Source organism: Streptosporangium sp. NPDC087985 (genome assembly GCF_044741965.1).
GTDB lineage: Bacteria > Actinomycetota > Actinomycetes > Streptosporangiales > Streptosporangiaceae > Streptosporangium.
In genome coordinates this window covers 42,224-63,149 of record NZ_JBIUTQ010000008.1, presented here as the reverse complement: position 1 = coordinate 63,149, position 20,926 = coordinate 42,224, and the positions used below count along the sequence as shown (strand labels likewise).

Here is a 20,926-nt window from a genome sequence, read left to right as displayed (position 1 = left end):
GGATGTTACCCGTCCAGCGTCGGCGGTCCTGCGGCGAGTGCCTTGATCCGGCCTCCGGGCAGGGTGACCAGCGCGGCGATCGCGACGATCGCCCCGCCGGCGGCGAGCCAGGGGATGACGGTGGCGGTGGCGGCGGCGTGGGCCGCGGTCAATCCGTGGGCGGGCGCCTCGTCCCGGACCACGGAGGCGTAGAGGGTTCCGGCGAGGGCCAGCGCGACCGAGCCGCCGATCTGCCGGAAGAAGGTCAGGTTCGCGCTGGCGGTGCCGATGAACCGGGCCGGGACCGCGTACTGGACCGCCACGGTCAGGCCGGACAGCATCGGTCCCATGCCGAGGCCGAGCAACGCCATCCATCCGGCGAGCGCGAGACCCGGGGTCTCGACCGTGAGCCCGGCGCAGAGCAGGGCACCGAGCGCGATGAGGAACGGCCCGGCGATCAGCCATGGCTTGTAACGCCGGGTCCTGGAGATGAGGGCACCGGTGATCACGCTGCCGGCCACCATCCCGAGCATGAGGGGATATATGCGCAGCCCCGAGTCGGTGGCGCTGAGCCCCATGGCCTCCTGGAAGTAGCGCGGCAGGAACACCACCGCGGCGTAGAGGCAGAACGCGGTGATGAACGAGGCGATGTTGGCCAGCGTGTAGGTCCGGTTGCGGAACAGCTCCAGGGGGACGATCGGCTGTGCGGCACCGCGCTCGACGAGCACGAACAGCGGCAGGAGCAGGGCAGCGGCCACGAGGGGCCACAGCACGGGCCCGCTGGTCCAGGTGTGGCCGTCCAGACCCTTCTCGGTCAGGCCGAGGAGCAGGAGGCTGATCGCCGCGCTGAACACCGCGATGCCGAGGTAGTCGGGGCGGACGCCGCGCCCCTGGCCGGCGACGTGCGGCAGCCGTACCACGATGATCGCGACGAGGGCCAGGCCGATGGGGAGGTTGACCAGGAAGGCCCAGCGCCAGCCGGCCTGGTCGGTGAAGACACCGCCGAGGAAGGGGCCGGCGATGTAGCTCAGTGCCATCACCCCGCCCAGCGCGCCCTGGACCCGGCCGCTCCTGTCCGGCGGGAACAGGTCGGCCACCAGCGCCAGGGAGAGGGGCAGCAGCGCGCCCGCCCCCAGGCCCTGCAGCGCGCGGAAGGCGATGAGCTGGGTCATGTCCTGGGCGAGACCGCACAGGGCCGAGCCGAGCAGGAACACTACGACGCCGACGAGCAGCAGCGGCTTGCGCCCGTAGGTGTCCGACAGCCTGCCGTACAGCGGGACGGTGATCGTGGAGGTCAGCAGGTAGGCGGTCACGACCCAGGTGTAGAGGCCGGAGCCGCCGAGCTCCTGGGTGATCCGGGGCAGCGCGGTGCCCACGATCGTCTGGTCGAGCATCGCGAGGAACATCCCGCCGAGTACGGCGAGCAGGAGCAGCCCGTTCTTGGGACGTGTCCCTTCCAAGGGGGTCAATAAGTCATTAGACACATGTTGATGGTGACGTGTCACTTCTTACATGTCAATCCATAGATATGATGGAGCCATGTCCCTTCGGTTCGCGCTCCTCGGTCTGCTGACCGTCTCCGGTCCCGCCAGCGGTTATGACCTCACGAAACTCTTCGAGAGCTCGATCAACTACGCCTGGCAGGCCCGGCACAGCCAGATCTATCCGGAGCTGAACAAGATGGCCGCCGACGGCCTGATCACGGTCGAGGAGGAGGGGCCGCGCGGCCGGAAGACCTACGCGATCACCGAGGAGGGCGCGCGGGAGCTGCGCGCGTGGCTGATCGAGAGAGAGCCCTCACGGTCGTTCCGTGACGAGGGGGCGCTCCGCGCCTTCCTGCTGCCCACTCTGGAACCGCACGAGGCCGCGGCGCTGCTGCGCGCCGAGGCGGAGGCCTACGGCGCCAAGCTCGCCGAGCTGGAGGCTCTCCACGACCTCCGGGCCGCGCAGCAGACCTCACACGAGAACGCGCAGTTCGGGAAGTACGCCCTGGACCTGGGAATCCGCCAGATGCGGACGATACGGGACTGGGCCCGGGAGACCGCGGACCGGATCGAGGGTTCTAGCCGCAGCTAGCCATGGCCGGGAGACCGTCCTCACGGGTGGCGAAGGCGACCTTGGAGAAGTGCCGGTCGAGCAGCTTCTTCATCATGCCGCTCCTGTACAGGTCGGCGATCACGCCCTGCACGGCCTTGCACGTGCGCTTGTCGCCCTTCTTTATGGCCACCGCGTAGCGCTCGTCCGTCAGCTTCAGGCCGAGCACCTTGTAGCCGATGCTCTCCCGGTTGCCGAATCCGGCCAGCACCAGGTCGTCGCCGGGGACCGCGTCGACCTCGCCGGCCAGCAACTTGTTCATGCAGTCGGTGTAGGTGGCGGCCGGGACCAGCGTCAGCTGCCTCACCCTGCCCTGCAGGACGCGGACCGAGACGCTGGAGGCGGGCTGGCAGAGCCGCCTGCCCTCCAGGTCGGCCGCGGACAGGATCGGGGAGCCGTCCTTGACGAGCACGTCGACGTGGGCGAGATAGTACGGCCCGGCGAACGTGACGCCGTCGGTGTCGTTGATCGAGTAGGTCGAGACGACCAGGTCGAGGTCGCCGGTGGCCAGCAGCCTCGGCCGCTCCTCCCTGCTGGTCGCCCGGAAGGTGATGCCGCCGGCGGGCACCCCCAGCGCCGCGGCGATCTCGGTGGCGAGGTCCACCTCGAATCCGCTCCACCTGCCGCCGCTGTTCAGCGCGATGCCCGGCAGGAAGTCACGCATGCCGACGGTGAGCCTGCCGGTCTTCGCCGCCTTGTCCGCCACCGAGGCGAACGTCGCCGGAGCGGGTTCGGTGGGCCCGGCGGCGGCGCCGAAGCGCGGCGGCCAGCCGTTGACGGCCACGGTGACCGTGCCGGCGGTCAGCAGCGCGACGGCCACGGCGGCGGCGGCGATCCAGCGCCCCCGGCGGGGACGCCGGGGCGGACCCGGATCCGTGTCCTGGTCCGGGATCGTGTTCCGCCAGGTCGGCGGCGGGGACGGCTTACGGGGGGCGAGCCGGTCCGAGGGGGGTCTCGGCACGCGTATGAGGTTGGTGGCCTCGTCCGTGTCCGGACCGGCGACCTGAACCCCCTCGTTGAGAACGGCCGGTGACGCGTCCACGGTCTCGGGGTGGCCGAGCAGCCGGAGCAGGATCTGGTCGGCCGAGGGACGTGCGGCGGGCGACTTGGCCATCGCGGAACGGACCACTCCGCGCAGTGGCTCCGGCATGACGCCGACGTCCACCTCGTGGTTGAGGATGCGGTTCAGCACCATCGCGATCGAGGTGCCCGCGAAGGCGATCTCCCCGGTCGCGGCGAACGCGATCGTCGCCCCCCATGCGAACACGTCGGTGTACGGACCGACGTCGTCGCCGGAGATCTGCTCGGGCGCCATGTAGGCCGGGGTGCCGATGGCCCGGCTGGTTATCGTGCCGGTGGAGTCGATGATGCGGGCGATGCCGAAGTCCACCACGCGGGGACCGTCGGGGGCGATGAGCACGTTGTCCGGCTTGAAGTCGCGGTGCACGATCGCGGCGTGGTGGATCGCGGTGAGAGCGGTGGCCGTGCCGATCGCCAGCCGCTGCAGTTCCGCGCCCCGGAGCGGTCCGCCGGTCTCCACGACCTCCTGCAACGACCTGCCCTCGATGTATTCGCTGGCGATGTAGGGGGTGTCGCCTTCGAGATCGACGTTCACCACACCCGCCGTACAGAACGAGGCGACCCGCTGCGCGGCCCGTGCCTCCCGGGCGAACCGGGATCTGGCGATCGTGTCGCCGGAGAATTTCACGTGCAGCAGCTTGACCGCCGCCCGCTCCCCCGACTCCTTCACGCCCAGGTAGACGACGCCCTGCCCGCCCTCGCCGATCCGGCCGACGATACGGAACGGCCCCAATTGGCGCGGCTCCCCCGCTTCCAGCGGCGCGATCTCCGGCATCATCGTCCCTATGGTCTAGTAAATCTCCAACCAGCCAAACTTTACGATGCCTTGACCCGTCCGCCCGCGGCGTTATCCCGAAGTGACCTCCGCCTCCGCCTCCGCCACCGCCATGGCGGCAGGCGGTGCGCCGGACACGCCGACCTCCTCAATTACCAACAATCGCCCCAAGCTGGCACTCCAGCCGCTTAGATCGCTACCGTTGACCGTCCCTCAGGCAAGCCGGAGCAAATCCCCCATGCGCCGATATATCGGTTATCGCGAATTCATCCAGCGCGATCAGCGTTCCCTCGTCGGCACGGCCCTCCTCCTCACCGGCAGCCACGAGCAGGCCATCCGCCTGGCCCTGTGGTCCTTGCGCACGGTCGGCCTCAGCTGGCCTCCGCCCCCCTGGGAGGACTCCAGCACGCACGCCCACATCGCCCTGTACCGCCGCTTCCTCCACCGGCCGACCGCCGCAGGAGCCACCGCTCTGGTACGGCTCCCGCCCCGGCAGCGCCTCCTCCTCGTCGCCTGCCTCCATGACGGCAGGACCCACGCCGAGATGGCCACCGTCCTCGGCATCCCCGTGGAGACCGTGGAATCAGAGATCACCGAGGGGTTGGCCACACTCACCAAGGGCAACGTGGACCGGCTGAAGAAGAGGATGGCCACGGCGGCGGGCGAGGCATCGGTCCCCGACCTCACCGCGCGGTCCATGCGCGCGCTACGGCGCCGCCGCAACCGCGGAGCCTTCCTGACTGCGGTCGCGGCCCTCATCCCGATCGGCCTCATCACCGCCTTCGCCCTGTTCCCCCAGGGACACGCGTGGAACGCGGCTCTGGGCGAGCGGAACCCGGCCCCTCCGACTCCCACGGAGTCCACGGAGGCCGCGCCCACCTCCAGTCCGGAGCCGGCCTCCGACCTCCAGCCGTGGCGGGCTCCGCGCACCTCCCTCGCGATCCGCTACGCGGTCCCCGACGGATGTCTTGGCGGCACCGTTCCCGCGGGTGACGGTGCCGCGCCGGCGCAGGCGGGGAAGGTCGTCTGCGCGGGCTGGACACTGAAGCTGGCCGGCAGCGGCTCAGGCGGCTCGGGCGGCTCGGCGCCCGGCTCCGTGACCTGTGAGGGCCGGGACCGCTGCGAGTCCACGATGAGCGTTCCCGACGCGGCGGAGCGGCTGGCGCACAGCGACGGCAGGGACTCCTGGCCGCTGAGTCCGGCCGTCAGCTCCGACGGGCATCGCATCGCCTACCTGAGCGCGGCGGAGGGACGGTACGTCGCCCACGATCTGCACAGCGGCGTGAAACGGTACCTGTCGCCCGTGCTGGTCCCCTCGGACACCGAGAACGGCACCCGGGTGAGCGTCTCCCCGGACGGCCTCCACTTCACCGTCCAGCTGGGTAAGCGCCGGCTGCGGACCGACTTCACCACCGGGACCACGACCCTCCTGCCCGCCGGGCACGAGACAGCCGCGGAGAAGGCCGCCGGCTGGCTCCGCAAGAACTACCGCGTCTGGCGGGACTCCCCCAGCGGAAGGCATGTGGCCGCCGTCGGAACCGAGGGTGCCGAGGCCGGCAGCCTCCACATCATCGACGCCCGGTCGCGGCTGGTGTCCAGGCACCTCCCGCTCCCCGCCCTGAGCGATCCCGCCAAGGCAGATCCCGCCAAGGCAGAGGTCATCGGCTGGCTGAGCGCCCGCGAGGTCGTCGTCAAGATGACCGACAAGGCAGGCGGTCATCCCACCGGCTTCTTCCGGGTGGACGCCGTCACCGGACGGACGCACCGCGTGACCGGCCTCGCCGACGACGACCTGATCGTGCTCGGCGCCGTGACGGCACCCTGACGGCGTGCTCCCCGGACGGGGCGGCCCGTAAATCGAAAAGGGCCGCCCGATGGGCGGCCCTTCCGCGGGGATGGCTAGGCCATCTTCTTCTTCAGGTTCTCGTCCAGGGCCGCCAGGAAGTCCTGGGTGGTCAGCCACTTGGCGTCGCCGCCGACGAGGAGGGCCAGGTCCTTGGTCATCTGACCGCCCTCGACGGTCTCGATGCAGACCTGCTCAAGCTTCGCGGCGAAGTCGCTCACCGCGGGGGTGTTGTCGAGCTTGCCGCGGTGCTGAAGGCCACGGGTCCACGCGAAGATCGAGGCGATCGGGTTGGTGGAGGTGGGGTTGCCCTTCTGGTGCTCACGGTAGTGACGGGTCACGGTGCCGTGGGCGGCCTCTGCCTCGACGGTCCGGCCGTCGGGGGTCATCAGGACCGAGGTCATCAGGCCGAGCGAGCCGAAGCCCTGGGCGACCGTGTCGGACTGGACGTCACCGTCGTAGTTCTTACAGGCCCAGACGTAGCCGCCCTCCCACTTCATCGCCGCGGCGACCATGTCGTCGATCAGGCGGTGCTCGTAGGTGATCCCCGCGGCCTCGAACTCGGCCTTGAACTCGCTCTCGAAGACCTCGGCGAAGATGTCCTTGAAACGGCCGTCGTAGGCCTTCAGGATCGTGTTCTTCGTGGAGAGGTAGACCGGGTAGTTACGGGCCAGGCCGTACCGCATGGAGGCGCGGGCGAAGTCGCGGATCGACTCGTCCAGGTTGTACATCGCCATCGCGACGCCGGAACCCGGGAAGTCGTAGACGTCGAGCTCGATCGGCTCCGAGCCGTCCTTGGGCGTGTAGGTGAGGGTCAGCGTGCCCGCGCCCGGAATCCTCAGGTCGGTGGCGCGGTACTGGTCGCCGAACGCGTGACGGCCGACGACGATCGGCTTGGTCCAGCCGGGGACGAGCCTCGGCACGTTGGACATGATGATCGGCTCGCGGAAGATGACGCCGCCGAGGATGTTACGGATCGTCCCGTTCGGGGACTTCCACATCTTCTTCAGGCCGAACTCCTCGACCCGCGCCTCGTCCGGGGTGATGGTGGCGCACTTGACGCCGACGCCGTACTTCTTGATCGCGTTGGCGGCGTCGATCGTCACCTGGTCGTCGGTGGCGTCGCGGTGCTCGATCCCGAGGTCGTAGTACTTCAGGTCGACGTCGAGGTAGGGAAGGATCAGCTGGTCCTTGATGAACTGCCAGATGATCCGGGTCATCTCGTCGCCGTCAAGCTCGACGACGGGACCCTCTACCTTGATCTTGGGCATGTGTGTGGTTCCCCTTCTGAACTAACACTGGCCAGACAGTCCTTTTGAGGCTCACTGGCCGTTGAGGCTATCGGACGGGTATGAGCGCTTCGCGCCCCACCCGGTCCTCCCGCTTACAGCGGCATGAGCTCCGGATATTCGAGCACCAGCGAGCCGGCCGCCAGCGCGACGCCGAAGGCGGCCAGCGTGGCGGTATCGGTCGTCCTGGTCCGTACGGTGAGCAGCCCGCCGCCGGCCAGCCGGAACATGGCACCCAGCGTCATGACCACGCCGAGGGTGAATCCTCCCCATTCGGGGTCGAGCAGGACGCCGAAGGTCACAGCGAGGACCGCCCCCACCAGCACCACCGGATACGGTCCCCAGCGCTCTTGAGTTGTGCTCACCGCTCCCACCTATGGCCACCGTTCACTCGGGCACTCATCGGCTCGTCTCCCGCACCCGGCTCATCGCTCCGCTAGAGGCTTCCACTTCTGGTCGCGCTCACCGATGTACTCGCTGTCCGGGCGGATCAGGCGGTTGTCGGCGTGCTGCTCAATGACGTGCGCCGTCCATCCTGCCATGCGGCTGACCGAGAAGACCGGAGTGAACAGGTCTGTCGGAATGCCGAGATAGTGGTAGACGGTCGCCGCGTAGAAGTCCACGTTGGGGTAGAGGCCCTTCGTCTCGAAGACGACCTCCTCCATCTCCCTGGACATCCGGTAGTAGGTGTCGTCGCCGGAGGCGTCCGCGAGCTCCTGCGACATCCGCCGCAGGTGCGTGGCGCGCGGGTCCTCGGTCTTGTACACCCGGTGCCCGAAGCCCATGATCTTCTCGCCGGCGGCGAGCCGGTCGCGCACGGCCTGGGCGACGGCGGCCGGGTCGATCGACTCCAGCGTCCGCATGACCTGCTCGTTGGCTCCGCCGTGGAGCGGACCCTTGAGGGTGCCGATGGCCGCCACGATGGCCGAGTGCATGTCGGACAGGGTCGCGGCGCACACACGGGCGGCGAACGTCGAGGCGTTCATCGTGTGGTCGGCGTGGAGCACCAGGCAGGTGTCGAAGATCCCCACCTCGCGCGGGCCGGGGGTGCGACCGGTGATCTGGAGCAGGAAGTTGGCCGCGATGCCCAGCTCGGGGTCCGGCTCCGGGACCGTGGCACCCGTCCTGGCTGCGTGGTAGCGGGCGACGAGGAGCGGTTGCTGCGCGGTCAGCCGGGCGGCCTTCCGCAGGTTGGCCTCGGCACTGTTGGAGTCCTTGTCCGGGTCGTCGCCCCCGGCCAGCGAGACCAGCGTGCGCAGCGCCTCCATGGGCGCCTGTCTCCCCGCGATCTCCGCGATGTTCGCTCCGACGAGAGTGCCGAGCTTACGTCCTCTGACGAGCTCCGCCCCGTAGGCGGCCAGCTGCTCCGCGGTGGGAAGGCTGCCGCGCTGCAGCAGGTGGGCGGTCTCTTCGAAGGTGGTACGGCCGGCCAGGTCGTGAATGTCGTAGCCACGGTAGAAAAGGAGACCGGCCTGACCGTCGATGTCGCTGAGCGCCGTGGACGCGGCCACGACGTCAGCGAGTCCTTTGGTGGGCTTGTCCGCCATAAGTGTTTCCTCCGCTTATCTTCGCCCGCAGTCTACCCGTGAGCAGGGGAAACCCTCCCGAGAGGCTCCGGCCAATTTCACGGAGGATTCTCCTTCTGGCAAAGGCGATTCCCCATCACCTCGTTTGGGTAAGCCGGAGCTGTAGGAATAGTTACGGCGGGCTACCTGGGGAGGAACTGCCGTGGAGGGGCCGTTCATACGCATCGAGGACACCGGTGAAGTGATCCCGTTGCGCCCCGAGATCACGACGATCGGACGTGGCCGGGGAGTTGACATCCGGCTCACCGATCCAAGTGTTTCCCGGCTGCACGCGGAATTCGTCCGGCGCGGGCCCTACCTGTATGTCGTTGATCTGGGCCTGTCCCGCAACGGCACACGGGTGAACGGCAGGCCGATCGCCCGGAGGGTGCTCGACGACGGTGACGTCGTCTCCTTCGGCGCCGCGCGGGGCAGGATCGGCGGAGTCCCACGCGAGGACTTCGTCCCCGAGGTCGAGCTCCGCCGGGCGGCGGCTCCGGAGCTGACCAGGCGGGAGGTCGATGTGCTGACGTCGCTGTGCCGTCCGGCGCTGTCGGACGAGGCGTTCGTCGCACCCGCCACCGCGCGGGAGATCGCCGACGATCTGGTGGTGACGGAGGCCGCGGTCAAGCAGCACCTGCTCCGCCTCTACCAGAAGTTCAGGATCCCCGAGGGGACCAACCGACGCACCAGGCTGGCCAACGAGGTCGTCGCCCTGGGCCTGGTCAGGCCCACCCCGGTGGTGCCTCCGCAGCGCGCGACCGGCACTCCCGAGCCTTCGGCACCGGCGACCGCCGCCGGCCGCCGGGCGTCCTGACGCGCACCGGGCGGTTGCGGTCCGAGATCGGCTGCGGACCTCGTCCGGCGTGAAAGTTTCATCGGGCAAATCGGTCATTCGGCCGGTCGGGCCAAGAGGTCGAGAGACGGCTCATTGACGGAGTGGGAACGCGCTGGAAACATCGGCGCATTGCCAGTGGGAGCGCTCCCACATAACCGTCAACACCTGATCACACCCCGCCCGAAGGACCCCGAGCTCAGCGTGTCCGGCAACGACTACAGACCTCCCCCGTCGATCTGCCCAACGCCCAGGTGGCGTTCCAGCTCGGCGGCAGCGCCACCCCCTGGAGGTTCTGCGTGGACAACGTCTCACTCAAGGGCGGCGCCGAGCCCGACGTCTACACGCCGGACACCGGCCCGCGTGTCCGGGTGAACATGGTCGGCTACCTGCCCACGGGCCCGAAGAACGCCACCCTTGTCACCGACAGGACCGAGGCCGTGACCTGGAATCTCAGGAAGGGCTCCGCGGCGTCGCGACCGGGACCACCACTCCCCGGGGAGTGGACGAGAGCTCGGGCCAGAACGTGCACTCGATCGACTTCGGCTCGGTCACCATCCCCGGCACCGGCTACACGCTGGAGGCCGACGGCGAGACCAGCCGCCCCTTCGACCTCGACGGCGACTTCTACCAGCGGCTGCGGACCAACGCGCTGAAGTTCTACTACCGTTCGCTGATTCTCAGTGTTTCTCGGTGAGAGTCAGCGAGCTGCCGCGTTGCCGGGGCAGCGTTCCCCGTTGCCGGGGTTCCCGTTTCACCGGGGCGTGCCCGGCGCGGGCGCCGGGTCTTACCGCTCCTCCACGGGCGTTTTGCGTCTCCCCGCAACTCTGGGCGACGCCGGCCGCCAACGCGGCCAGATTACGGGCGGCGTTCAGGTCCCGGTCCAGGACCAGACCACACGCCGCGCAGGTGAAGGTGCGTTCGGACAGGGCGAGCTTGGCTTTCACCACACCACAACCCGAACACGTCTTACTCGACGGATACCAGCGGTCGGCCACGACCAGCCGGCCACCGCTCCAGCCGGTCTTGTAGGTGAGCTGCCGCCGGACCTCGGCCATGCCGGTGTCGGCCACCGCCCGGGCCAGGCACCGGTTGGCGAGCATCCCGGCCACATGTAGGTCCTCCACCACGACCGTGCCGTACGTCGTGGCCAGGCGGGTGGTCAGCTTGTGCAGGCCGTCGCGCCGCTGGTGGGCCACGCGGGCGTGCGCCCTGCCGAGTGCGGCCTTGGCCTTGCGCCACCGCTTTGACGGCTCCTGCCGGCCGCCGTCGGGGGTACGCGGGCCGGTGCGGCGGGCCAGCTGCTTGTTCAACCGGCGCAGCTTGCGCAGCGCCGAGCGGTGGTGTTTGGGGTGGGGGGCGACGTCGCCGGTGGACAGCACGGCGAGGTTCTTCACTCCCAGGTCCACCCCGACCACCGTGTCCGGCCGGGCCGGGGCGCGGTCGGTGCGGTCGATCTCGCAGGTGAAGGATACCGACCAGCGGCCGCACTGCAGGCGGACGGTGGCCGACAGGATCCGGCCGGTGCCGCGCTCCAGATGCCGGGCCAGTTTGCGGGTGGACTCACACGTCTTGATGGTGCCCAGCCGGGGCAGGGTGACGTGGCGGCGGTCGGCCTCGACGCGGATGGTCCCGGTGGTGAACCGGCACGACGGGGTGGTGCGGTGCTTGGACTTGAACCTGGGGAAGCCAACCTTTTTGCCTTTGCGGGTGCCCTGGCGGGAGGCCGACCAGTTCTTCAACGCCCGCGCCAGACCGTCCAGGCCGGTGTTGTAGGCCTCCTTGGAGTGCTCCGCCCACCACGGTGCCACCCCACCCTTGGTGGCATTCCACACCTTGCGCAAGCCGTACAGCGACCACGGCACCTCGGTCAGCAGCTCGGCGGCAACGCCGTAGGTCTTCTCGGCCTCCCGCTGCTCCAGCGCCACCTTGACCCGGCCCAGAGCCCAGTTGAACGCATACCGGGACGCCCCGCAGTGCGAGGCCAGCGCCACGGCCTGCTCGGGGGTGGGGTCCAGGGCGTAGCAGTAGGCCTGATGGACCCGCACCACCCCACCCCCACCCCGCTCTTTACTCACCGCTGTCAACCGATGACGGTGAGCTTACCTTCGGGAGGTGATCGACAGCCACCGGACCGGCGGAAAAGCCCACACCGCACCCTCGCACCGCCCGCGGGCCCCTTCGGTACCCCACCACTCCAAGCGCCGGTCACCCACCCCACTGGACGGAAGAATCCAGAGAAGAACTGATAAACGCTGATGAAACAATCAGCGGTTCACAACCCCGGCCCCGAGCAGTTCCTCCTCAGCGGAGCGGTCTGCCGTTGACCCCGGACGGACGGCCGCCCCCTCCCCCGGGGAGCGGCCGTCCCCGGTCACGGGCCGGAGGGCCGGGGCGTGGGAGGATTTCGATGGTGCCGTGATCCCATCGACCGGAGGACGAGCGCTCATGCGCGACGAGAAGATCAGTGACTTCCTGGCCCGGCTCGCCGACCGCGTGCCGGCCCCGGGCGGCGGCGCGTCGGCGGCCCTGCACGCCGCGCAGGCCGCTGCACTACTGGGGATGGTCGCCCGCTACAGCACCGGCGAGAAGTACGCCGAGCACAGGCCGGCCATCGAGCGGATCATCGGCGAGACCGACGAGCTGCGCTCTTCGGCGCTACGGCTGGCCGAAGACGACGCGGCGGCGTTCACCGCCGTCACCGACGCCTACAAGCTGCCCAAGGACACCGACGCGGCCGGGGCCGCCCGGTCGGCCGCCATCGCCACGGCTCTGATCGGCGCGGGCAAGCCCCCGGCCGAGGTCATCGCCGTCGCCCGGGCCGTTGTCGAGCTGGCCGAGGAACTCCTGCCGATCGGCAACCGCAACGTCATCACCGACATCGCCGCCGCCACCGAGGCCGCCCGCGCGGCGGCGACCACCGCCCGGGTGAACGTCGAGATCAACCTCGGCGGCATCAAGGACGAGCGGGCCCGCGCCGAGCTGGCCGCCGAGGCCGGCAAGGTCGACGACATCGCCGGCCGCGCCGAACGGGTCACCGCGGCCGTCCGCGAGGAGATCGGCCGGTGAGCGCCACCGTCCTGTCCGGCAGGGAACTCGCCGCCGCGATCCGTGCCGGCGCCGCCGCCCAGGCGGCCGAGCTCGCCGAGGCCGGGACGCCGCCGAAGCTCGCGGTCGTCGTCGCGACGGCGGACGAGTCCAGCGCCTGGTACGTCCGCTCGATCGCCGGGGCCGCGGAGAAGGCCGGCATCGCCTGCGACATCGTCGACCTCGGCACCGGCGCCTCCCCGGATGACATCCGCCACAGGCTGGCCGCGCTGTCCGCCGACGAGAGCGTGCATGGCGTCATCCTGCAGACGCCGCTGCCGGACGGGGCCAAACTGGAGGACCTGGCCTCGGCCATCGCGTTCGAAAAAGACGTCGACGGCGCCAATCCGCTGTCCCTGGGGCGGCTGGCCTCGGGGCTCCCGGCGTTCGCCCCGGCGACCGCCGAGGCCGTGGTGGCGATCCTGGACCACCACGGGGTCGAGCTGACCGGACGGCACGTGGCGGTGGTCGGCCGGTCCACCGTGGTCGGCAAGCCCGCCGCCCACCTGCTGCTGAACAGGAACGCCACCGTCACCGTCTGCCATTCGCGCACGGGGGACCTGGCCGCCGTCACCTCCGCCGCCGACGTGGTGGTGGCCGCGGTCGGCCGTGCCGGGCTGATCACCGCCGAGCATGTGCGGGCCGGCGCCGTGGTGGTCGACGTGGGCACCAACCCGACCGAGGACGGCGGCCTGGTGGGCGACGTGGACGCCGCCTCCGTCACGGGGAAGGCCGGGGCGCTGACCCCCGTACCGGGCGGGGTCGGGCCGGTGACCACCGCGTTGCTGCTGCGGCACACGGTGGAGGCGGCCTCCGCCGCCCTCGACCGGTGAGGCGCCCACCGGCCTAAACTGAGGCCCGTGATTGAGGACATCTGGGTGGACCCCGCCGTCCACGCGCTCAGGCCGGACTTCGCGGTCCTGGTGATGGGCGTGTACGGCCTGCGCAACGGACCGACGGACGACAGGTCCCGGGCCTGGCTGGCCGAGGCGGCCGACGACGCCGTGAGCACCGACGATCCGAAGGTCGAGGCGTGGCGGGAGGCCTACCGGACATTCGGGGCGAAGCCGCAGCGGACCAGGCCGTCTGTGGACGCGCTGGTCCGGCGGATGCCGCTGCCGGAGATCAACCTGGTGGTCGACACCTACAACGCGGTCAGCGTCAGGCACGGGCTGCCGATCGGCGGGGAGGACCTGGGCCACTACGAGGGGACGGCCCGGCTGGTCCGCGCCGCCGGAGACGAGCCCTTCGAGATCGTCGAAAAGGGCGAGCCCGCGACCGACCATCCCGAGATCGGCGAGGTCATCTGGCGGGATGACAGGGGCGCCACCTGCCGGCGCTGGAACTGGCGGCAGTGCGTGCGCACCCGGATCACCGAGGAGACCACGGACGCGCTGTTCCTGCTGGAGCGGCTCGCACCCATGTCGCTCGCGGAGCTGGACGCGGCGGGGAGCGAACTGGCGGAGTCACTCCGGGCAATCACTCCCGGCATCCGGATCGAGTCCCGGCTCGTGGACCGTGTGTGAGCGAGTTCACACCCTCCAGATATACCCCTAGAGGGTAACCGCTCTGGACCTACCTGGGAGGATCAGGCCGCGAGCTGCGGTCAGACTGGCGCAGGTCCGGGTCCGGGCGAGTAGCCTTGGACAAGTTCTCTATCATCAACGCCGATCTGCGGAAGAGGGCGATTTCCGCCGTGTCGTCTGAGTCGTCGCGGACAAACCCGCTGGCAGCCTTTGGTCAGAACGAATGGCTTGTCGACGAGTTGTACCAGAAGTACCTCCAGGATCCCGAGTCTGTGGACCGTGCCTGGTGGAACTTCTTCGCTGATTACACCCCTGATTCCGGGGCCGGCAGAGCCGCGCCCCCGGGGGCGGCCGTCGCCGCACCCGTCACTCCACCCCCCGCTGCGGCTCCGGCAACCCCGGCCGCCGTTCCGGTAACCCCCGCGCCGAAGGCCACGGTCACCACGACCGCTCCGGCGGACAAGCCCAAGCAGGAGACGCAGTTGCCCGCCGGTGCCGAGGAAATCCGACTCCGTGGCGCGGCCGCCAGAACCGCGGTCAACATGGAGGCCAGCCTCAACGTTCCGACAGCGACCAGCGTGCGCGCTGTCCCGGCGAAGCTGCTCATCGACAACCGGATCGTGATCAACAACCATCTGTCGCGCGGTCGCGGCGGCAAGGTGTCGTTCACGCACCTGATCGGTTACGCGGTCGTCAAGGCCCTCAAGGCCCTGCCGGAGATGAACTACTCCTACGCCGAGGTCGACGGCAAGCCGGCGCTGGTCAAGCCCGAGCACGTCAACTTCGGCCTGGCCATCGACATCGCGAAGAGCGACGGCACCCGGCAGCTCCTGGTGCCGTCGATCAAGGCGACCGAGGGCATGGACTTCCGCCAGTTCTGGGTGGCGTACGAGGATGTCGTGCGCAAGGCCAGGTCGGGCAAGCTCGGCGTCGACGACTTCGCCGGCACCACGATCTCGCTGACCAACCCCGGCACGATCGGCACCGTCCACTCGGTGCCGCGCCTGATGCAGGGGCAGGGCACGATCATCGGCGTCGGCGCGATGGAGTACCCCGCGGAGTACCAGGGCGCCTCCCCCGACACGCTCTCCCGCCTCGCGGTGAGCAAGGTCATGACGCTCACCAGCACCTACGACCACCGGATCATCCAGGGTGCCCAGTCGGGTGACTTCCTGCGCCAGGTCCACCGGCTGCTGCTGGGCGAGGACGGCTTCTACGACGAGATCTTCGAGGCCCTCCGGATCCCCTACGAGCCGGTCCGCTGGGTCCAGGACATCTCGACCACGCACGACGACGACGTGGCCAAGTCGGCCAGGGTCATAGAGCTGATCCACGCCTTCCGGGTCCGCGGCCACCTGATGGCCGACACCGACCCGCTGGAGTACAAGCAGCGCAAGCACCCCGACCTCGACATCAAGTCGCACGGGCTGACCCTGTGGGACCTGGAGCGCGAGTTCGCCACCGGCGGCTTCGGCGGCCGTCCCCTGATGAAGCTGCGCGAGATCCTCGGCGTGCTGCGTGACTCCTACTGCCGCACCATCGGCGTGGAGTACATGCACATGCAGAACCCCGAGGAGCGCGCCTGGATCCAGGCCCGGGTGGAGCGTCCCCACGCCAAGCCCGACCGCGAGGAGCAGCTGCGCGTCCTGGAGCGGCTCAACACCGCCGAGGCGTTCGAGACGTTCCTGCAGACCAAGTTCGTCGGCCAGAAGCGCTTCTCGCTGGAGGGCGGCGAGTCGCTGATCCCGCTGCTCGACTCGGTGCTCTCCGCCGCCGCGGAGGACGACCTCGACGAGTCCGTCATCGGCATGGCCCACCGCGGCCGGCTGAACGTCCTGGCCAACATCGTGGGCAAGTCCTACGGCCAGATCTTCGGCGAGTTCGAGGGCAACATCGACCCGCGGACGGCGCACGGCTCCGGCGACGTCAAGTACCACCTGGGCGCCACCGGTGACTTCATCTCACCCGACGGCAGCAAGCTCAAGACCTCGGTCGTGGCCAACCCCTCGCACCTGGAGACGGTCGACCCGGTCCTGGAGGGCGTGGTCCGCGCCAAGCAGGACCTGCTGGAGCGCGGCGAGGAGGGCTTCAGCGTCCTGCCCGTGCTCGTCCACGGCGACGCGGCCTTCGCCGGCCAGGGCGTGGTGGCCGAGACCCTGAACCTGTCGCAGCTCCGGGGTTACCGCACCGGCGGCACCGTCCACATCGTGGTCAACAACCAGGTCGGCTTCACCACCTCGCCGGCCTCCTCGCGCTCCAGCGTGTACGCCACCGACGTGGCCCGGATGATCCAGGCCCCGATCTTCCACGTCAACGGGGACGACCCCGAGGCCGTGGTCCGGGTCGGCAAGCTGGCGTTCGAGTACCGTCAGGCGTTCCGCAAGGACGTCGTGATCGACCTGATCTGTTACCGCCGCCGCGGCCACAACGAGGCCGACAACCCGAGCTTCACCCAGCCGCTGATGTACGACCTGATCGACGCCAAGCGGTCCACCCGCAAGCTCTACACCGAGGCGCTGATCGGCCGGGGCGACATCACGGTGGAGGAGGCCGAGAGCGCGCTCCGCGACTACCAGGCCAAGCTGGAGAACGCCTTCGCCGAGACCCGCCAGGTCTCCAAGGAGACGACCGGCGAGTTCGCCCGCCCGGTCGAAGTGGACAGCGTCCCCTGGTCGCACGAGGACACCCCGACGGGGATCTCCGAGGAGACCGTCAAGCGGATCGTGGAGACCCAGCTCAACCTGCCGGAGGGCTTCACCGTCCACCCGCGCCTGCTGCCGGTGCTGCAGCGCCGCGGCCAGATGGTGGCCGAGGACCGCATCGACTGGGGCATGGGCGAGACCCTCGCCTTCGGATCGCTGCTGATCGACGGCCACCCGGTCCGCCTGGTCGGCCAGGACTCCCGGCGCGGCACCTTCGTCCAGCGGCACGCCGTGCTGGTGGACCGCGTCACCGGCGACGAGCACACCCCGCTCAAGGCGTTCAACCAGGGCACCACGAAGTTCTACGTCTACGACTCGCTGCTCAGCGAGTACGCCGCGCTCGGCTTCGAGTACGGCTACAGCGTGGAGCGTACCGATGCCCTGGTCGCCTGGGAGGCCCAGTTCGGCGACTTCGTCAACGGCGCCCAGTCCGTGATCGACGAGTACATCACCGCGGGCGAGCAGAAGTGGGGCCAGCGCTCCGGCGTCACCCTGCTGCTGCCGCACGGCTACGAGGGCCAGGGCCCGGACCACTCCTCGGCCCGGATCGAGCGCTTCCTGCAGATGTGCGCCTACGACAACATGACCGTGGCCCAGCCCACGTTGCCGGCCAACTACTTCCACCTGCTGCGCTGGCAGACGAAGTCGAACCGGCACCGTCCGCTGGTGGTGTTCACGCCCAAGTCGCTGCTCCGGCACAAGGCGGCGGTCTCGCCGGTCAGCGAGTTCACCTCCGGCTCGTTCCGGCCGGTGCTCGGCGACACCACGGTGAATCCGGCCGGGGTCCGCAAGGTCGTGCTCTGCTCCGGAAAGATCTACTACGACCTGGCGGCGGCGCGTGACGCGCAGGGCCGTACAGACGTGGCGATCGTCCGGCTGGAGCGTCTCTACCCGTTCCCGGCGAACCCGCTCGCGGCCGAGCTGGGGCGCTACCCCGACGGTGTCGAGCTGGTGTGGGCGCAGGACGAGCCGATCAACATGGGCCCGTGGCCGTTCCTGACGCTGAAGCTGGCCGAGAGCCCCGACACGTTCGGCGGACGTCAGATCAGGCGGGTCTCCCGCAAGGCGAACTCCTCCCCCGCGACGGGTTCGCACTCCGCGCACGAGGCGGAGCTGCAGCAGATGCTGGGAGAGATCTTCAACTAGGCACACCTCCGGAAGTCCCCCACAGGAGCCCCTGTGGGGGACTTCCCCGTTACTGCGAGGAGAACGATGTACTTCACCGATCGGGGCATCGAGGAGCTGGCCGAGCGCCGCGGCGAGGAGGAGGTCAGCATCGTCTGGCTGGCCGAGCGGCTGCGCGAGTTCGTCGACCTGAACCCCGACTTCGAGACCCCGGTGGAACGGCTGGCCACCTGGCTGGCCCGGCTGGACGACGAGGACGAGTAACGCAAACACGATATATCTTGACCTCCTTGCATGACGCGACATATCGTGTCTTGCACAAGGAGGTCACGAACATGCGCCAGTGGACCATCGAGAAACCCGAGCAGCTCACCTTCGAGGCCGTAAGCAAGCTCAACGTCCGGATCGTGGCGGGGAGGCTGGCGGTGCTGGCCAGCGACGGCCCGCCCGCCCTTGAGGTCACCGACGTCGGCGACCCGCCACTGATCGTCACCCACGAGGACGACGGCACGCTCACCGTCACCTACAAGGACCTGACCTGGGACGGCCTGCTCGGCTGGCTACGCCCCGGCCGCCGGGAGACGACACTGACGTTGACCGTGCCGAAGGACTGCCCGGTCAACGTGGGAGTGGTCTCCGCCTCAGCCGTCGTCGCCGGATTCGAGAACCGCACCTCGGTCAGGAGCGTCTCCGGTGAGATCGTGCTCGACGGGGTGAGCGGCGAGATCCACGCCGACACCGTCTCCGGCAGCGTGGAGAGCCGGGGACTGGTCGGCGATCTGTCCTTCAAGAGCATCTCGGGCGAGCTGACCGTGGCCCAGGGCACGCCCCGCCGCCTGCGGGCCACCACAGTCTCGGGCCGGATCACCGCCGATCTGGAGCTCCCCCCGACCGGTCACGTGACGCTGAACAGCGTCTCGGGCACCATCATGCTCCGGCTGCCACACCGGGTCGAGACCGACGTCTCGATCCGCTCCACCTCCGGCAGGCTCGACACCGCCTTCACCGAGCTCAGCCACTCCAGCCAGGCCGGCGCCAAGTCGCTGTCCGGCCGGATCGGCGGCGGCATGGCGTCCCTGTGGGCGGCCACCGTCTCGGCGGACGTCACACTACTGAAGGGAGAGCAGGCATGAGCCCGGTCTTCGGCCACGGGCGGCTCCGGCTCTACCTCCTCAAGCTGCTCCAGGAGAGCCCGCGCCACGGCTACGAGGTGATCCGGCTGCTCCAGGACAGGTTCCTGGGCGTCTACTCGCCCTCGCCCGGCACCATCTACCCGCGCCTCGCCCGGCTGGAGGAGGAGGGCCTGGTCACCCATGAGGTCGTGGACGGCAAGAAGGTCTTCACCATCACCGACCGGGGCCGCGACGAGCTGAACGCCCGGCTCGACGAGCTCGCCGACCTTGAGCAGGAGATCTCCGACTCCGTCCGTGACATCGCCCGCGAGGTCAAGGAGGACGTGCGCGACACGGTCAAGTCGCTGCGCGAGGAGCTCACCCAGATGGCGCGCGACGTGCGCCAGGGCGTCCGGCAGGAGCAGCGGCAGGCCAAGGAGGAGCACCGCGAGACCTGGCGGGAGCAGAAGGCCGAGTGGCAGCGCCAGAAGCGTGAGTGGCAGCTCCAGAAGCAGGAATGGCAGCGACAGACCCGCGAGTGGAAGCACGAGTGGAAGCGCGTCTGGGCCGACGGCTTCACCGGGCACGGGTCACGCGCCAGTGACGCCCAGCTCGGGCAGATGCTGGCCGAGTTCGTCGAGGAGGTCCGCGGGAACGCGCGCGGGGCGCAGGTGACCGAGGAGACCCTGGCCACCGCGCAGGACGCGCTCTACGACGCCGCCCGCCGTATCCGAGACGCGCTCCGATGATCCTGCTGTGCGCCCCGCGCCCGCCCTTCCTGCTGCCGAGGTCCGCGCCCCGGCGGGCATCGGGCTCAGCCTGCCCCGGTGAAGACGATCTTCCCGAACACGTCACCCTCGTGCATGGCGGCGAACCCCTCTCGGGCCTCGGTCAGCGGGAGCGTCCGGTCGATCACCGGGCGGGCGCCGGTCTGTTCCAGGAACCGGACCAGCCTGGCCAGCTGGTCGCGGGTGCCCATGGTTGAGCCGACCACGGAGAGCTGCAGGAAGAAGACCCGGTTCAGATCTGCGGGCGGCACGGCGCCGCTGGTCGCGCCGGAGACCACGATCCGGCCGCCGGGCCGGAGCGCCTTCAGCGAATGGTCCCAGGTGGCCTGACCGACGGTCTCCATGACCGCGTCGACCCGCTCGGGCAGCCGGGCGCCGCTCTCGAAGACCTGGTCGGCGCCGAGGTCGAGCGCCCGCGCCCTCTTCTTCTCCGACCGGCTGGTGGCCCAGACCCGGTAGCCGCCCGCCCGGCCCAGCGCGATCAGCGCCGTGGCCACGCCGCCTCCGGCGCCTTGGACCAGCACGGTCGAGCCCGGCTCCAGCCCCGCCTTGTCGAACAGCATCCGGTAGGCGGTCAGCCACGCGGTGGGCAGGCAGGCCGCCTCCTCGAAACTGAGCGCGGCGGGCTTGGGCACCAGGTTGCGCCGGGGCACGGCCACCCGCTCGGCGAAGGTGCCGTCGTAGACCTCCGACAGCAGGGAGCGCCTGGGGTCGAGCGTCTCGTCGGCACCGCTGCCGATCACCGAGTGCACGATGACCTCGTTGCCGTCCTGATCGATGCCGGCGGCGTCGCAGCCGAGCACGATCGGCAGCCGGTCCTGGCGGATGCCCACGCCCTTGAGCGTCCACAGATCGTGGTGGTTGAGCCCGGCAGCCCGCACCGTGACGGTGGTCCAGCCGTCGGGAACCTCGGGTTCGGGGTGCTCACCGAGCGTGAGCCCGGCGAGGGGGTTGTCGGGATCGGTCTGTGTGGCGGTTACGGCGAACATGGCCGCACCCTACGCCTCCGGGCCGAGCCCCCTCACGGCGCACCACCCCGGCCGGGCCGGGGATCGAGGGTCCATCGGCCGGCCGTCAGGCCAACCGGCCGACCGGCGTGACGAGGCACCCGGGCCTCACCACCGGA

Annotated in this window: 18 protein-coding genes; 11 read left to right on the top strand and 7 right to left on the bottom strand. The window is 69.8% G+C overall.

The annotated features are described in order from the left end of the window. Window positions 1-5: 5 nt before the first annotated feature. Window positions 6-1,448, bottom strand: coding sequence for an MDR family MFS transporter (locus ACIN94_RS17760; RefSeq protein WP_400706841.1), 1,443 nt, complete (start codon window positions 1,446-1,448; stop codon window positions 6-8). A gap of 70 nt (window positions 1,449-1,518) precedes the next feature. On the opposite strand from ACIN94_RS17760, the gene ACIN94_RS17755 reads away from it, so the two are divergent. Then, complete coding sequence (locus tag ACIN94_RS17755; protein ID WP_400706838.1) at window positions 1,519-2,055, top strand: PadR family transcriptional regulator; 537 nt, start codon at window positions 1,519-1,521, stop codon at window positions 2,053-2,055. On the opposite strand, the gene ACIN94_RS17750 is transcribed toward ACIN94_RS17755, so the two are convergent. Beyond that, the gene (locus tag ACIN94_RS17750) at window positions 2,042-3,931 is read right to left on the bottom strand and encodes a bifunctional serine/threonine-protein kinase/glutamate ABC transporter substrate-binding protein (RefSeq protein ID WP_400706835.1); all 1,890 of its coding nucleotides are present in this window, start codon (window positions 3,929-3,931) and stop codon (window positions 2,042-2,044) included. The genes ACIN94_RS17755 and ACIN94_RS17750 overlap by 14 nt on opposite strands. A 235-nt stretch (window positions 3,932-4,166) precedes the next feature. Between ACIN94_RS17750 and ACIN94_RS17745 the strand changes: the two genes are divergently transcribed. After that, window positions 4,167-5,753: a sigma factor-like helix-turn-helix DNA-binding protein gene (locus tag ACIN94_RS17745; RefSeq protein ID WP_400706832.1), complete on the top strand. Its 1,587-nt coding sequence runs from the start codon at window positions 4,167-4,169 to the stop codon at window positions 5,751-5,753. Between the two features lie 74 nt (window positions 5,754-5,827). On the opposite strand, the gene ACIN94_RS17740 is transcribed toward ACIN94_RS17745, so the two are convergent. The 3 genes from ACIN94_RS17740 to ACIN94_RS17730 form a co-directional block, all read right to left on the bottom strand. Then, the gene (locus tag ACIN94_RS17740; protein WP_400706829.1) at window positions 5,828-7,042 is read right to left on the bottom strand and encodes an NADP-dependent isocitrate dehydrogenase; all 1,215 of its coding nucleotides are present in this window, start codon (window positions 7,040-7,042) and stop codon (window positions 5,828-5,830) included. Between the two features lie 113 nt (window positions 7,043-7,155). After that, window positions 7,156-7,425 carry a DUF3017 domain-containing protein gene (locus ACIN94_RS17735; protein ID WP_400706826.1) on the bottom strand — a complete coding sequence of 90 codons (270 nt, stop codon included), beginning with the start codon at window positions 7,423-7,425 and terminating at the stop codon, window positions 7,156-7,158. A gap of 60 nt (window positions 7,426-7,485) precedes the next feature. Then, window positions 7,486-8,607: a citrate/2-methylcitrate synthase gene (locus ACIN94_RS17730; RefSeq protein WP_400706823.1), complete on the bottom strand. Its 1,122-nt coding sequence runs from the start codon at window positions 8,605-8,607 to the stop codon at window positions 7,486-7,488. A 181-nt stretch (window positions 8,608-8,788) separates the two neighbouring features. On the opposite strand from ACIN94_RS17730, the gene ACIN94_RS17725 reads away from it, so the two are divergent. Both ACIN94_RS17725 and ACIN94_RS17720 read left to right on the top strand, forming a co-directional pair. After that, window positions 8,789-9,442, top strand: a complete 654-nt coding sequence (locus ACIN94_RS17725; RefSeq protein WP_400706820.1) for an FHA domain-containing protein — start codon at window positions 8,789-8,791, stop codon at window positions 9,440-9,442. Window positions 9,443-9,962: 520 nt separating this feature from the next. Next, the gene (locus ACIN94_RS17720) at window positions 9,963-10,157 is read left to right on the top strand and encodes a cellulase N-terminal Ig-like domain-containing protein (protein ID WP_400706816.1); all 195 of its coding nucleotides are present in this window, start codon (window positions 9,963-9,965) and stop codon (window positions 10,155-10,157) included. Here the strand turns inward: ACIN94_RS17720 and tnpB are convergent. After that, entirely contained in the window at window positions 10,141-11,508 is a 1,368-nt protein-coding gene (gene tnpB, locus ACIN94_RS17715) for an IS607 family element RNA-guided endonuclease TnpB (protein WP_400706813.1), read from the bottom strand. The two genes, ACIN94_RS17720 and tnpB, sit on opposite strands and share 17 nt — an antisense overlap. Window positions 11,509-11,908: 400 nt before the next feature. Here tnpB and ACIN94_RS17710 point away from each other — a divergent pair, with 400 nt between their 5' ends. The 7 genes from ACIN94_RS17710 (at window position 11,909) to ACIN94_RS17680 (ending at window position 19,761) form a co-directional block, all read left to right on the top strand. Beyond that, a complete protein-coding gene (locus ACIN94_RS17710) occupies window positions 11,909-12,529 on the top strand; it encodes a cyclodeaminase/cyclohydrolase family protein (RefSeq protein ID WP_400706810.1) in 621 nt (206 codons plus the stop codon). After that, window positions 12,526-13,380, top strand: coding sequence for a bifunctional 5,10-methylenetetrahydrofolate dehydrogenase/5,10-methenyltetrahydrofolate cyclohydrolase (locus tag ACIN94_RS17705; RefSeq protein ID WP_400706807.1), 855 nt, complete (start codon window positions 12,526-12,528; stop codon window positions 13,378-13,380). Before ACIN94_RS17710 ends, ACIN94_RS17705 begins: the two co-directional genes overlap by 4 nt. Window positions 13,381-13,407: 27 nt before the next feature. Next, complete coding sequence (locus ACIN94_RS17700) at window positions 13,408-14,073, top strand: B3/4 domain-containing protein (protein WP_400706804.1); 666 nt, start codon at window positions 13,408-13,410, stop codon at window positions 14,071-14,073. A gap of 170 nt (window positions 14,074-14,243) precedes the next feature. Next, window positions 14,244-17,921 (top strand): multifunctional oxoglutarate decarboxylase/oxoglutarate dehydrogenase thiamine pyrophosphate-binding subunit/dihydrolipoyllysine-residue succinyltransferase subunit, encoded by a 3,678-nt coding sequence (locus tag ACIN94_RS17695; protein ID WP_400706801.1) that lies wholly within the window; start codon window positions 14,244-14,246, stop codon window positions 17,919-17,921. 66 nt (window positions 17,922-17,987) lie between these two features. Next, the gene (locus tag ACIN94_RS17690; RefSeq protein ID WP_400706798.1) at window positions 17,988-18,164 is read left to right on the top strand and encodes a DUF6104 family protein; all 177 of its coding nucleotides are present in this window, start codon (window positions 17,988-17,990) and stop codon (window positions 18,162-18,164) included. 71 nt (window positions 18,165-18,235) lie between these two features. After that, window positions 18,236-19,033, top strand: a complete 798-nt coding sequence (locus tag ACIN94_RS17685) for a DUF4097 family beta strand repeat-containing protein (protein ID WP_400706795.1) — start codon at window positions 18,236-18,238, stop codon at window positions 19,031-19,033. Further along, window positions 19,030-19,761 carry a helix-turn-helix transcriptional regulator gene (locus ACIN94_RS17680; protein ID WP_400706792.1) on the top strand — a complete coding sequence of 244 codons (732 nt, stop codon included), beginning with the start codon at window positions 19,030-19,032 and terminating at the stop codon, window positions 19,759-19,761. Before ACIN94_RS17685 ends, ACIN94_RS17680 begins: the two co-directional genes overlap by 4 nt. A 65-nt stretch (window positions 19,762-19,826) precedes the next feature. Here the strand turns inward: ACIN94_RS17680 and ACIN94_RS17675 are convergent, their stop codons facing one another. Then, window positions 19,827-20,789 carry a zinc-binding dehydrogenase gene (locus tag ACIN94_RS17675; protein ID WP_400706789.1) on the bottom strand — a complete coding sequence of 321 codons (963 nt, stop codon included), beginning with the start codon at window positions 20,787-20,789 and terminating at the stop codon, window positions 19,827-19,829. Window positions 20,790-20,926 lie beyond the last annotated feature (137 nt).